The following is a 13909-nucleotide window of genomic DNA, read 5'->3' as shown; positions in this document are numbered from 1 at the left end:
ATAAAAGGTGGTTAATTAAGTTGCCAGATCGCAAAATTCAGGGCTGAAGCAAAGCTTATCCAAAGCAGGTAGGGTACGAGTAGCAGTCCTGCCAGCCGATTCTTTTTCCAGAATAGAAGCAGGGTAAAAGCGATGGCAATCCATAGCAGTAAAATTTCAGCTAAGCCCGTTGAAATATAGTGCTTTCCGAAAAAGAGCCACGACCAGAGTGCATTTAGTATAAGTTGTAGAAAAAACCACTTGAATTCGTAATTAGATAAAGAAACGGAATCCATTCGCCAAACAAGCCAGCCCGAAGTTCCCATCATAATATAAAGAATAGGCCAAACAACGGGGAAGACCCAGTTTGGTGGGGTCCAGCTTGGTTTTTGCAATAGTTCGTACCATGTGCCGGGCTCAAACTGAGCTCCAAATACACCGGCCAAACTGCAAACTATAATCCAGACCGGTAAACCTGCAATTTTTTTCATACTCATCCCTGTGTTTAATTCAGTATCATAACAAATTCTAAAGTTATTATAAGTGATTATAAGCAAAAATCGTTTACACTCTCTACCTGTCTGCTGATTTTTTTGCAGAATTAAAACAAACACATAATAGTAGGGGCCTTTGCAAAACCCTCAAAATTTAGCTTGTCATTGCGAGCCTGAGAAGCCTGCCTGCGCGGAGCCTTTCTGTATATGGCACCTGTGTAAAAAAGCTTCGGCATAGGCAGGCAATCTCCCGAACAAAGCTTTTAAAAGGAGATCGCCACATTACATTCGCGATGACAGAATGGTTTTGCAAAGCCTTCATAGTAATTAATTAAAGGGTTTAAACTGAAAGATGATCAGTTGTTTTAAGAAGGAATGGGGAAATTGGCTCACAAAGAAAAATATCGTTTATCTGCAAACTCATAACTAACTCTAATATCGGTAATAGTATTTTTCTATCAGAAAACAATTTATATGAATGAATGATTTGGTTAGATTAAAACAGATAAATAAAAAAATTGATAAACCAAGTATCGTATGGATAAAGATAAAGCTCAAAATACATCAAGTAGTAATGCAAGCAAATGCCCATTTCATAATGGGGATTCAAATGAAACTGCTGCCGGTGGTACAAAACTCGAAAAGTGGTGGCCCGAACGATTAAGCGTGGATATGCTACGTAAGCCTTCGTCCAAGGGTAACCCAATGGAGGAGGATTTTGATTATGCCGAAGAATTTAAAAAGCTCGATTTCGAGGCCGTCAAGCAGGACCTTCATGATCTGATGACCGATTCCAAAGATTGGTGGCCTGCGGACTGGGGTCATTACGGCGGACTTTTTATCAGGATGTCGTGGCACGCTGCCGGTACGTACCGTGTTGCTGACGGTCGCGGTGGAGCCGCAGGCGGACAACAGCGTTTTGCTCCTCTTAACAGTTGGCCGGATAACGCCAACTTAGATAAAGCGCGTCGTTTACTATGGCCCATTAAGAAAAAGTATGGTCGTAAGCTTTCATGGGCGGACTTGTTAGTACTGGCCGGGAACGTTGCGATGGAATCAATGGGCTTTGAAACCTTTGGCTTTGCCGGTGGACGTGAAGACGATTGGGAACCCGATACTTCTGTTAACTGGGGTTCCGAACAGGAATGGTTGGATGATGAACGTCATGATGAAGAAGGCAATCTTAAAGGACCACTTGCCGCTGATCACATGGGTTTGATTTACGTTAATCCCGAGGGACCAAATGGAGAACCGGATCCGGAAAAATCAGCACACTTTATTCGACAATCGTTTTTGCGTATGGCGATGAATGACGAAGAAACGGTTGCCCTTATTGCCGGTGGACACACCTTTGGTAAGACACACGGTGCCGGACCTGTTGAACATAAAGGCCCTGAACCCGAAGCGGCTAATATTGAAGAACAAGGTTTTGGCTGGATCAGCGATTATGGTTCAGGAAAAGGTGGAGATACGATTACCGACGGTGAAGAAGGCGCATGGACTAATGATCCAACGCAATGGGATATGGGCTTCTTCGAAAATCTGTTTGAATACGAATGGGAGCTCACAAAAAGTCCGGGCGGATCTTATCAATGGCAGCCAAAAGACGGAGCAGGAGATGGTACCGTGCCCGATGCTCATGACTCTGATAAGAAAAATGCTCCGATGATGTTGACCACAGATCTTGCTTTGAAAGTAGATCCGGAGTATAGAAAAATATCCAAACGATTTTATGAAAACCCCGATGAATTTGCGGATGCTTATGCTCGTGCATGGTTCAAGCTTATTCACCGCGATATGGGACCCAAATCTCGTTATCTCGGGCCGGAAGTTCCTGAAGAAGACCTGATTTGGCAAGATCCTATTCCAGAAGTCGACTATGAACTGATTGATGATAAGGATATCGAAGAGCTTAAAGCGAAGATCATTGATACGGACCTGTCTGTATCAGAGCTCGTTAAAACGGCATGGGCTTCCGCTTCAACCTATCGCGATTCTGATAAGCGAGGCGGTGCCAATGGTGCTCGGGTTCGACTTGCTCCACAGAAAGATTGGGAAGTAAATAATCCTGCACAATTAGCTAAGGCACTTGAGGTGCTTGAAGGCGTTCAGGAGGAATTTAATAGTGCCCAATCCGGAGACAAGCGGGTTTCCCTTGCTGATACAATCGTTCTCGGTGGTGCTGCTGCGATTGAAAAAGCGGCCAAAGATGCAGGTCATGACATAGAAGTACCTTTTACACCCGGACGTAATGATGCTACGGCAGAGCAAACGGATGAGGAATCCTTTGAATGGCTCAAGCCTAATGCTGATGGATTTCGGAATTATTACAATTCCGAGTGCAGTGCCAAGCCGGAAGAAATGTTGGTTGACAAGGCACAATTGCTATCGCTTACTCCCCCTGAAATGACGGTACTTGTAGGCGGAATGCGTGCACTGAATGCTAATTACGATGATTCCGATCATGGTGTCTTGACCGATCAACCGGGAACGTTGACCAACGATTTCTTCGTGAATCTGCTTGACATGGATTATACAACGGAGGCGACTTCGGATGAACAAATGCTTTTTGAAGTCCAAGATCGTGATACCGGTGACGTCAAATGGACGGCCACCCGTGTTGACTTGATCTTTGGTTCGCATTCTGAATTGCGTGCGCTTTCTGAAGTCTATGCAGCTGATGACGCAGAAGAAAAGTTCGTTAAGGACTTTGTCGATGCATGGACTAAGGTAATGCAATTGGATCGTTTTGATCTGGATTAATTTCAGTCACACTGGATGGGTTCTAAATAGAACCTTTAATAACAAGTGTGGTTAATATCTTATGTAACCTGAAAGGGCAGTCTGAAAGCAGGCTGCCCTTTTTTATTCCTTTTAGGTATCTACCTATTTAATAGTTATCGAGGTTTCTGCTCAAAAATATGTCACTATATAAATAGATTTAGTTCCTGTGGGCAGCATATCGAAATAAGAATGCAGATATCATAAACAGTGTAATAAAGAACACATTTATGCCTATTATATGGAATACCGTGCTGGGTGGAGACTGGTAAAAATCACCGATCAAAGCAATGGCAGCTACTAATGCGTGGGCGATTGCCATCGCACACATTGCGAGTGTCATACCTTTTGAACGAAATCGGGCCATAAATGCTGCGATAATTCCGATAAAAATCACCCCAAAGTACAATAGGTTGATAGGATTGTCTTCCGATCCGATGATACCAACGGCCAAGTTTGCCCAGATGAGGAAAAATCCTGTAAAAAGTGCCAGTCCGACAGCTCCCTTGTAGATGAAGTTCTCCGATTTCATGGTAACCAGTTTGTAGGAAAAGCCGGTGCTGAATATGAGAATGGCCATAACAATGAAATCAGTCTCATCCCAATCTACTTCGCTGGTAAGCTGCATAGCTACTAAAGGAATTAATAATAGTATTACCGTGACAATTGCAGGTACTTTAGCGGCTTTAAATAATTTTTCTGTTGTTTCGATATGAATTATCTCTTGTATTATTTATTTGTTGTTGGAAAGTACTATTAATTACAAAGTTAAAAAGTAAAATTGCTGGCACTATATAGGTCAAGCCTGTAAAACAGGAGGGTAGATGGGAGGAGCCTGTATTGATACACGGGTTATACTTAATTTTAGTTTTTGTAAGCAATTTCTTTAGAACGGGTTACCTGCCGAAGATAATTTTTTAAATTTTTAATCTGTTCATCAGTGTGTAAGGGAAGTTTAATTTTCGCAGTAGATCCAACATTCTTTGTCAGTTCAATTCGATTCTTTTTCACTTCAACAGCTTTAACTGATGACCAATTATATTTCTTTTTACCCCAAAACGTACTATAGTTTTTTAGAAAGATTCCCTCTTCATTAATAATAAGAGCTTGATTGACCGCTGCCCCAGGGAAAAAAGCAAAAACAAGACTACACGTAATACCTATGAATGAATTCATCCAATCGATTGTGCCTTCATATTTATATATGAAAATTATAGCTCCGATAAAGAATCCCAGCATCAGAGTGCCCAAAAAGTGTATGATTTTTATATAAATAGTATTGGTATCAACTTTTAATTCAAACGGTTCCATAGTTGTTCTCTTTATAAAAATTGATTTTTAGTTTGTGACTCTGTGCCTCAGACGGTTTTAGATTACTCCTGAAGTAAATAACTGATTATTTTGGTTGTATCAAGTATAACGGGAACTGCCGGGATCAACCGCGCATTAGTTTACGGCAGATTTCAAACTAATATTAGCACCAGTTAAAATGTAATCTCTGAAAGCTTGTTAAGTTAATATTGGTTCTTCTGTAGGTTGAATTTTTTATTATCATCACACGAAATGTGAGATAATAAATAATAGCTATTTCCTATGTCAAAAAAAGTAGCAGTAAAGCTATAAGAGCAGGTAACCCTTGAACATAGAAGATGGTTCTGCTAACCGTCACAGCTCCAAATAGTCCCGCGATAACTATGCAGCAAAGGAAGAAGAGATTGACAGTAAAACCTTCTGCTCCAAGGCTAAGCCCCCAAAATAATCCTGCAGCAAGAAAGCCGTTATAAATACCTTGGTTGGCGGCCAGTTTCTTGGTTGATGCCGCACTTTCCCTGGAGTGGCCCAACAGTCGTAATCCGAGTTTGGTATCCCACAAAAATATTTCTAGTACTAAAAAGGCGATGTGTAATAAGGCGACAATCAGGATCGCAAGAGTAGCTGCTAAGGACATGTTTTTATCTATTTTCAGGTTATGATAACTCTTTAATCAGTCCCGATCGATAGGCTTCTAGCAGTTTTTGCAGATCTTCAATTTTACGCTGAATTTCTTGACCGTTATCGGTATCGCAAACACGGATGCGCTGTTTATTGCGTTCCAGGATACGGGTATCAGAGTGAATATCAATTTCTTCTTCAATGGCTTTTTGGGTAGACTCAAAAGGCTGGTGTGCGGCAAGGATGAGTCCAAATGAATTATAGATAAGCGTGTATCCTGCAATTCCGGTTTTTTCCTGGTAGGCTTTGGCAAACCCGCCGTCGATGACCAGTAATTTACCGCCGGCCTTTTCGGGGCTTTCGCCTTTGGTTACCTTCACCGGTACGTGCCCATTGATGATATGCCCTTCTTCAGGATTGAGGCCAAACTCTTCCAGAATGTTATCAACAACTTTTTCATTGGTTCGGTGATCGTAGTAGGGATTCATTTCTTCTTTATGAGTCTCAGGGTCATCAATAAAATAGCGCTCAAAAGTCGCCATTTTATTCTTGCCAAATAGCGGAGACTGTGACCCGCTCCATAAGTACCACATGGTATCGAGTCCGTACTGTTTTTTCTCTGGTTGGTCAGTTACAAAATAACCCTGGCGGGCAAGCTGTTCCAGGCGATCCATAAATTCGCGGGGGCTGTGCTTTTTATCGTCAAGAGTAAAGTGACGCAAACGCCCACTTTTCGTCATGGGAATACAGCCGTGATAGAGCAGGTTATCATTGTATCTCAGATACATACTGCCTTTGGAAAAGAGGAATCGCACATGCGACTGTAGACGTTCACTGTTTTTAAATGACAAAGATAACTTTTCCATAACCGCCCGTTCTTTCTCGGAAAGTTCGTAGGGATTCTCGGGATCAATGGTAGGTAGATGAGTATCCAACAGGGGATAGGTTTGGCCGTTGAGTTGAATGGTACCTTGCTCATAATTTATCTTATCGAGCAGCAACCGATCTTCCATCTGGAACTGCGGTTGTCGCCAAATAATCTGTCCCTCCAACTTTAGCTGTATTATTGTGATGGCCTTTTGCATACGTGCCATCAACAGCTGTTCATTTTCAGTAAATTCTTCGTCGGCTTCTTTGGGGCGAAACTGCTCACAGGGATCCTCACCATAAACTTCTACCGCCAGCGAAACCAGTGGCAGCATGCTGATGGCATAACCGTTTTCAATGGTCTCCATATTTGCATAGCGCAGAGAAACGCGTATCACGTTGGCAATACAGGCTTGGCTACCGGCCGCTGCTCCCATCCAAACAATATCGTGGTTACCCCACTGGAAGTCTACCGCATGATGCTCCATGAGCTTATCCATAATGATATGAGCTCCGGGGCCGCGATCGTATACATCACCGATAACATGCAGGCGCGCGATGGTCAACCGCTGAATAAGCCGGGCCAGTGCCGTGATAAACGCATCCGCACAATCTGTGTCAATAATGGATTGAATAATACTGCTGTAGTATTCCTGGCGATTTTGAGTGCTTTCCTGCTCGTGAAGCAGCTCCTCGATAATATAGCTAAAGTCATTCGGCAGGGCTTTGCGTACCTTGTTGCGCGTGTATTTTGAGGAAAAGACTCGGCAAAGTTTGATAAGCTGAAAAAGAGTTTTTCGGTACCACTGATCGGGATTATCAAGCTCTTTGACAATGGCTGGCATTTTCTGTTCGGGATAATAAATAAGGGTGGCCAGATTTCGTTTTTCCTGATCGTCAAGGGTATATTCGAAAATCTCTTCAATGCGCCATCTTATCGATCCCGAGCCGTTACGCAGTACATGCAAGAACGACTCGTACTCCCCGTGGATATCAGAGATAAAATGTTCCGTACCTTTGGGGAGCTCAAGGATAGCACTGAGGTTGATAATCTCTGTTGAGGCTGCCCGGATTGAGGGATACTGTTGGGCTAATAATTTTAGATAACGGAGTTCCTTTTCGGTATCAGTCATAAGTATAATATTTTGCAGTACAAATGCAGATTTGTGATGTGTGAAAAATATTGCGCCTGCTTCAGGTGCACGTGTGAATGTTTATTTGTTAAATACTGAACGAACAGCTAAAATGCCAACAGATAACTGCAAAACGGGAGGAAGGTCTGCGTAGTTGATAGTCTTTCCATCTAGATTACAGTTTGAAATGATATGCCAACTCGTCTGCCATCTGCACCAATACCAACATTATTTACCGGTTATAAAACAAAAAATTTCTTTTGAGGTATTGATTAAAAACCAGGTTTTATGTTTAAACTAAATTGGATGCTCCGAGCATGCTTATGTGAGGATTTTACTTTGCCATCTTGATTGTTGTTATTCTTGATAAACAAAAAAGAGATTTGAATAGAATAATAACCTGAAAGCAAGACTTTTTACGGAATATAGGCTCGGTATCTGACTTACTGACCCGAATTAGCAGTGAGGGTGTCAGTTTTCAATTTTTGAAAATAATTCATCCAGTTTCTCTTCAAGTTCCTGGCCATGAATATCTTTTGCCAGTATAATCCCGTTCTCATCAACAAGAAAATTTTTGGGGATAGCTGTAATGGAATACTCCCGGGCAATATCGTTTGAATAACCGTCAACCGTAGAAACATTGATCCAGGTTCTGTTGTCCTCTTTGATCGCTCGGATCCATCGGTCTCTTTCATACTCAATCCCAAATCCAAAAATTTCAAATCCGGAGCTTTTGTATTGTTTATACATTCTTGCCAAATGATCGCTTTCTGATCTACAGGGACCGCACCAACTTCCAAAAAAATCTATTAATGTGTACTTGCCGAGATTATTATAAAGTGACCTCTCCACACCCGATGTGTCAGGAGCGACAATTTCTGAAACTTTTCCGCCGATGGAAACCTGCTTTAAAATTCTAACTTTCTCTGATACCAATTCTGCTACTTCAAGTCCCTTATGTTGTTCAGAGAAATCTGCGGCCAATTCTTCATAGTAATCCATGTGTTCATCGCCTTTCCAGCGAACCATGGTCGGATAAATGGCGATAGATGTTCCCATCTTTTTTACCGCATGTATCAGGGTATCCCGATAACCTGCTTCTGCCTTTACCACACGTTCGCCAAGCTTTTCAATTCGCGCTGAATCTTCCGGATTATTCTCTTCGAGCAAATCTTCCAGTTTCTCTCTTATTGGGTAAACATTTTCTCTTAAAACCTCTATTCGGAATTCTTCATACTCTTCATAAAGTTCTGTGTCCGGAGATCCGGATACTTCGTACTTGTCCTCTGCGGGAAAACTGATTGTAATATGTTGCCCGGAATCAGCAATAAATGGCACGTGCAGAGTGTCGTGTATTTTCAAACGGTAATAATGAGGTTCAAGACTGTAGCTCGCTGAAAACGTACTGTCAGCATCTACCGACAGGGTATCCACGATATCGAACTGATTAGCATTAAGACCTTTCGCTTGATACAATAGTGCATTTTCCGTGTCGATGCTACTTAACTTTCCTTCCACCGAAAAAACAGTTTCATTTTTTTCGGTTGTACAGGAGACACATAAAACTATTGTAAAAGCCAGGGTAATCAGAGATGTTTTGGAAATCACGATTTGTTGCTTATATGATTTTAAATGTAAATGCTATGAATATGTATATATCAATCCTTATGATATATAAACAGTATAAAGAATATGCCTTACTTGTTCTTTTACAAATAAAGAACATTTATAATTCGTTTAAAATCTTGATGTAAAAATAAAAGGGGAGACCACGATAGGTAATGATGACCTGAAAACTGGGTATATTTTAGGATTGGTTGTAATGGCGGGTGATACCTTATCTAATTCATTTTTGTTTTATTGGCGCTAAATGAAATTGATTCTCCTTTTTTCGTTCTAGCTTCTATTACAAAATTCCAATCACCCTCAGGAATATCCCAATACCAATTTTGTCCACTAATATACAGTTGGCCTGTAAGCTGTTTTATTTCTTTGGGAGCAATCCTGTAAATGAACAGTTGATCCGTACAGATATATTTATCCGGAGGTCGGTTATACCAAACCGGGTTATTGCCTTCAGAATAAGCAATAACATTGAAAGCGCAGGGACCTGCTTCAATGCTGGCTGTGTCAGTACTAATATTTTCTGCCCATATTTTGGTGTTTAGATTGTTATTTGAAGCTGACAAAGTGAGTTCCCCATGAAATTTTACATCTCCCTCTATGTGTATGTCATGCAGAGGTTCCTTGGGATCCTCAATATTATTGACTGTGTTTTGACATCCCAGAATACAAATGCAAAAGTAACTGAATATGGTAATTTGTCGAATCATAAATAAAGGTATAACGACATTGTTTATAAGCTGAGCAAATAAAATTTTAACTTTTTAAATAATGAAAGGAAAAGCTAAAAAGCCAAACGCTGCTGTGGCCTGCTCACCAAAGCTTTTGGTTTAGAAGCGTAGGATGGTGAGGCACGTTTAGTTAATGTGCTTATTATAAGTTCGATTTGAGTAATAGTGTAATATGAAGTTTGATCTTAGGTAATTTCCTGAGGTCTTAGCCAAGCGGGTTATATTCATGTTGTCATGCAAAAATACACCCAACTCAGCGAAGAAAATCGTTATCAAATCAAAGCTCTGCTCGATGCAGGTCATAACCAAAGCGAGATTGCCCGAACCATTGGCGTACACCGCTCAACGATCTGTCGGGAGCTCAACCGCAATGTAACCAACAGCAACTCGGAGGACAAGGCCTATTGTCCGAAAGCCGCCCAGCAGTTGACCGACCAGCGCCACGCCGACAAGCCTAAACACCGACGCTTTACCGACGTCCTCAAAGCTCAGGCCCGCCAGTGGTTGATCGAAGAAAAACTTTCCCCAGAACTTATCAGCGGCCGATGGAGCGTGATGGGCATCGACGGGGTCTCCCATGAGACCCTCTACCAGTGGATCTGGGCCGGCAAGCGAACCGGTGATCCGGCTGACAAAGGACTCTACAAGCACCTCAAACATGGCCGCCATAAGCGCAGGCGCGGCAATCGACAAGACAGCAGAGGCCGAATTAAAGGCCGGGTATCGATCACCAAGCGACCCGAAGTTGTAGATACAGAGCCAGCAATAACGACTATAAGTGTAATTATATAGTACATCTTCTTCCGGTTTTGACGAAACTCTTCTTTAATTTGATCTTCCATTTTTTTGTCAGATAAATTTATTATCATTTAATCAGCAACAGTTTACTCAAAAAGTATTAACGTTGAACTTGATCGATTCGAATGTAATTGATAAATATTGAGTCATCTTATATAAGATGATTCCTTATAACGCAATTGCATGTTTGTAGTAATTGAGTTGCTGTTGCAGATTAATGGTTTTTGTTCATTTCTCTGTAACCAATTTTCCCATATCGTAAACCTGCTTACTGATAACATTTCCTTCTTTATCCCACTCTTTAAAGGTTCCGTGTTTCATATCATTGATATAATGCACCTCAGATTTAATCTGGCCATTCTCATACCATGTGGCCGATTTTCCATGTAATTTTCCATCCCTCAATGACATTTCAAACTGTGGCTGTCCATTTTCGTACCACTGTTTCATAACTGTTTGATCATGTTTTACTCTCCGGGTCCCGTCCTCATCCCAAGTGTGGAACGCTACTCGATCTGATAGATCATCACCATAGAGGGTTACCATTCTGGGCTGACTATTACTTTTGTTGTAATAGGATATTTTCATCAGGTTATTTTCAGTTGTGTAACGTATTGTAAGTACCCCATCAGGACTGAAAATTTCACCCTCCGAAATCATCCCATCTTTGAATGTTATATCGGCTTGAATGGAACCGTTTTGATAGTTGGAAGTGTAGTGCCCATCAGCCGGTTGACCGGTTCCATCAACATAGAGGTAAAGATCCTCAGAAATGGAAATATCGCTGAAAATTTCTTCCACATTGGCTGTATATCTTTCGGGAATTTCTTGGCTGCAGGCAGTAAATAACAAAAGTATGAATAGTACTGATGATAGTTGTTTCATAATCTTGATTTAAGTTGATAAATAGAACTACATCTAGTAGATGATTTCTGCATGATAGGCATTTTGAGTGTCTAATTGCAGTATAACGACCTTATCCATAAGGCGCAGGCGTAACAGTGTTAAATTAGTTTAAAACAAAAGATTAACTAATAAATGAAAAGGCAAAGAATCCTACAAATCTCAAAAACGAACCCGCTGCATATTCCGTAGTTCATCGACAGGATAAAAGGTCCCGCGCCATTTTATTCCTCCTCTTTTTAAACATGCAAATGTTGAACGGATGAGGGCATACATTGGAAAAAACATCCCAAAACCAGAAAAAAGGAATGAGAAATAAGATCGTTCTAACCTATATGAAGCCAAAATATTAAACGGGATGCTAGCAATTATCACCCCTGCCGACAGTATCTGTATTGCGGAAAATGAAGAGAACAGACCCACGATAGGCCCCATGAAAAATAAAAGCCAGATTATGGGTATTAAAAATCCCTTCAGATAACTGTAATGCGCAACCACGCCAATACTGTTTTTTTCGAGACCTTTGATCATTTTTCCAAGTGATCCATACCATTCCAGTTCAAGCTGATCGAATGCAAAATAAACACCTTGTTTGGCACCGTGATCTCTTAACATGCGGGCGATACCCATATCGTCAATTACTTCCATACGCAACCAATCAAACCCCTTTGTTCTGTTAAAAACATCTCTTCGAAACATATTGAAGGCACCGAAACCAAAATAATCATCCGATTCGAGATCAGGTACGCCTACAAGATTTTGTTGACTAAATAAAAGGCTTACAAAACCATCAAAGGCGGTTTCGTGTAGGAAACCATTATTCTCCATATCTGGTATACAGGAAATATGGTCCCGATCATGGTGCAACGCTACTGCCATGATGGATCGGAGTGCTGATTTTTTGTAGCATACATCTGCATCAGTAGCCAGTACCCAATCTCCAGTTGACATTTCGTATCCTTTCTTCAAAGCATGCGTTTTCCCTAACCATCCATCGGGCAAGCTTTCAATGTGAATTGCATGTAGATTATCATATTGCGTAGTCAATTGATCTATGATTTTACCAGTCTGATCGGTTGATCGGTCATTTATGGCAATGACTTGCATATTGGGATAGTCCTGTTCCAGTATTGACTGCAACGCAGCTCTGATAGTATTAGCTTCATTACAGGCAGGAACTAATATAGAAAGGGAAGGAAAGGACGAAGGTTCAGGTGCTTTCACTTGGCTTATTTTTGGCGGTGCATAAATCTGCTTGAGTACATACCAATAAGCAATTATCCACATTATACAGGTGATTGCTGAATAACCGGAAATAAGGTAAATAAAATAATTCATGGAATTATTTTAACCGTCAATGATCACACCGTCAATTTTCAAGGTACAATTATTTATACAGATTTTTAAGGTGGAAAAATCGCATGCGTTCTATAACGATCGGAAAGCTAAAAAGCCAGAAAGCATCAAGAGAGGGCGAAGTGGATTCAGTAGTGGCTATACTACCAAAGTAAGTCATTTATTCTTAGGAGTATTCGAAAGTTGGTTAGTGTAACGTTTACCCTTGCTTGAGGATTATTAAAGCCAAAAATCCACCAATTACTAATATACCGGCAATCACTGATAATGGGTTAGCAAAGTTAATTGTGAAACCACCACCAGTTCGTTTTGGAACAAATATTCGGCTGTCATTTGAATTAAAGTAAAAAAGATGCCAGTAGAAATGTTCTGTTTCTGTGATAGTTTCCTGGCCTTGGTTTTCTTTATGCCATTTTTGAGAAGCAATTGAACCATAGACCATAAAACCAACTACAACTACCAGAATGCCCGTAATTATAAAGGGTGTCATGGTGGAATAGGTAAATTGATATTTAGTTAGTTGCACTAACGGTATTGCACTAAACCGGCACACTCAATTCTATTTATTTTACAACTAACAAAAGATGAATTTTAAAACCAAGGGCGGCATTGCCCGCTCTACGAAGCCTTGCGCGAAGTAGGGGCCAGGCACGTCCCACTTGAAGCGCTGGTTATATGGCTAGCAAATAGCTACTTTATTCTACTCGTTTATATTCTAAGCGGGGGCCATCACAACTTTGCCACGTGCTAATTATTTTATTTTTGGAGGCAAGAACCAAATTTTCCTCAGCTTTGGAACTGCAATTGCCGATTATATTGTGTTCGCTTTTGTATATTAACACTAAATACTTTGCATCCGATTTATTTATAATCTGATAAGTCCCATTGGCCTGTGTTTTCTCTCCATTTTGTTCTCGGGATTTAAGAAAGGAATTATCTTTATATAACAAATAGTATTCTTGCCAAGACATATCCTCATCGGTTGTTTCAGAAGAATCCATTGAGCCAGTCATTTTAACGAGCTTCCATTTCTGAGGATACTCATCAGAACTTAGTGTATCATCTTGTGAACAGGATAAGATAAATAAACAAGACAGCGTAAGTAGTAATAAATGTTTCATAATGGATATATATGAATTACAGATATATAATATATGGAATTTAACTAAATGACTATTGAATATAGGTGTTGGCGATATAACGGTTTAGCGCATAAGCTGCACACATATTAATGTTAAATAGCAACTAACGAAAGAAGAGTCTTAAAACTAAGGCTGGCAAGGAATTGGCGAGGTGCGTACGCGTTAATGCG

At 40.7% G+C, this 13909-nt stretch carries 13 protein-coding genes; 2 read left to right on the top strand and 11 right to left on the bottom strand.

Annotation, left to right across the window (positions count from 1 at the left end; genetic code table 11):
- Positions 1-11: 11 nt before the first annotated feature.
- Complete coding sequence (locus tag U5J89_RS08315) at positions 12-470, bottom strand: TspO/MBR family protein (RefSeq protein WP_322575152.1); 459 nt, start codon at positions 468-470, stop codon at positions 12-14.
- A 540-nt stretch (positions 471-1010) separates the two neighbouring features.
- On the opposite strand from U5J89_RS08315, the gene katG reads away from it, so the two are divergent.
- Positions 1011-3236 carry a catalase/peroxidase HPI gene (gene katG / locus U5J89_RS08310; protein ID WP_322575151.1) on the top strand — a complete coding sequence of 742 codons (2226 nt, stop codon included), beginning with the start codon at positions 1011-1013 and terminating at the stop codon, positions 3234-3236.
- A 178-nt stretch (positions 3237-3414) separates the two neighbouring features.
- On the opposite strand, the gene U5J89_RS08305 is transcribed toward katG, so the two are convergent.
- From U5J89_RS08305 to U5J89_RS08280, 6 genes are all read right to left on the bottom strand, one after another.
- A complete protein-coding gene (locus U5J89_RS08305; RefSeq protein ID WP_322575150.1) occupies positions 3415-3882 on the bottom strand; it encodes a hypothetical protein in 468 nt (155 codons plus the stop codon).
- Positions 3883-4118: 236 nt separating this feature from the next.
- Positions 4119-4565 (bottom strand): EbsA family protein, encoded by a 447-nt coding sequence (locus U5J89_RS08300; protein ID WP_322575149.1) that lies wholly within the window; start codon positions 4563-4565, stop codon positions 4119-4121.
- Between the two features lie 280 nt (positions 4566-4845).
- Positions 4846-5202 (bottom strand): DUF1304 domain-containing protein, encoded by a 357-nt coding sequence (locus U5J89_RS08295; protein ID WP_322575148.1) that lies wholly within the window; start codon positions 5200-5202, stop codon positions 4846-4848.
- 19 nt (positions 5203-5221) lie between these two features.
- Positions 5222-7186, bottom strand: a complete 1965-nt coding sequence (locus U5J89_RS08290; RefSeq protein WP_322575147.1) for a fructose-1,6-bisphosphatase — start codon at positions 7184-7186, stop codon at positions 5222-5224.
- 471 nt (positions 7187-7657) lie between these two features.
- Complete coding sequence (locus U5J89_RS08285; protein WP_322575146.1) at positions 7658-8794, bottom strand: TlpA disulfide reductase family protein; 1137 nt, start codon at positions 8792-8794, stop codon at positions 7658-7660.
- A 233-nt stretch (positions 8795-9027) separates the two neighbouring features.
- A complete protein-coding gene (locus U5J89_RS08280; RefSeq protein ID WP_322575145.1) occupies positions 9028-9519 on the bottom strand; it encodes a hypothetical protein in 492 nt (163 codons plus the stop codon).
- 255 nt (positions 9520-9774) lie between these two features.
- On the opposite strand from U5J89_RS08280, the gene U5J89_RS08275 reads away from it, so the two are divergent.
- Positions 9775-10332 (top strand): helix-turn-helix domain-containing protein, encoded by a 558-nt coding sequence (locus tag U5J89_RS08275; protein WP_322575144.1) that lies wholly within the window; start codon positions 9775-9777, stop codon positions 10330-10332.
- A gap of 234 nt (positions 10333-10566) precedes the next feature.
- Here U5J89_RS08275 and U5J89_RS08270 read toward each other — a convergent pair whose 3' ends face one another.
- The 4 genes from U5J89_RS08270 to U5J89_RS08255 form a co-directional block, all read right to left on the bottom strand.
- Positions 10567-11223, bottom strand: coding sequence for a hypothetical protein (locus U5J89_RS08270; RefSeq protein ID WP_322575143.1), 657 nt, complete (start codon positions 11221-11223; stop codon positions 10567-10569).
- Positions 11224-11403: 180 nt separating this feature from the next.
- Complete coding sequence (locus U5J89_RS08265; protein ID WP_322575142.1) at positions 11404-12579, bottom strand: glycosyltransferase; 1176 nt, start codon at positions 12577-12579, stop codon at positions 11404-11406.
- A 217-nt stretch (positions 12580-12796) separates the two neighbouring features.
- Positions 12797-13087 (bottom strand): DUF5808 domain-containing protein, encoded by a 291-nt coding sequence (locus tag U5J89_RS08260; protein WP_322575141.1) that lies wholly within the window; start codon positions 13085-13087, stop codon positions 12797-12799.
- A 205-nt stretch (positions 13088-13292) separates the two neighbouring features.
- The gene (locus U5J89_RS08255) at positions 13293-13718 is read right to left on the bottom strand and encodes a hypothetical protein (RefSeq protein WP_322575140.1); all 426 of its coding nucleotides are present in this window, start codon (positions 13716-13718) and stop codon (positions 13293-13295) included.
- Positions 13719-13909 lie beyond the last annotated feature (191 nt).

This window comes from Fodinibius sp. (genome assembly GCF_034521915.1).
Lineage (GTDB): Bacteria > Bacteroidota > Rhodothermia > Balneolales > Balneolaceae > Fodinibius.
Note: the sequence above shows the minus strand (reverse complement) of the source record. Positions and strands in the feature narration are given on the sequence as shown.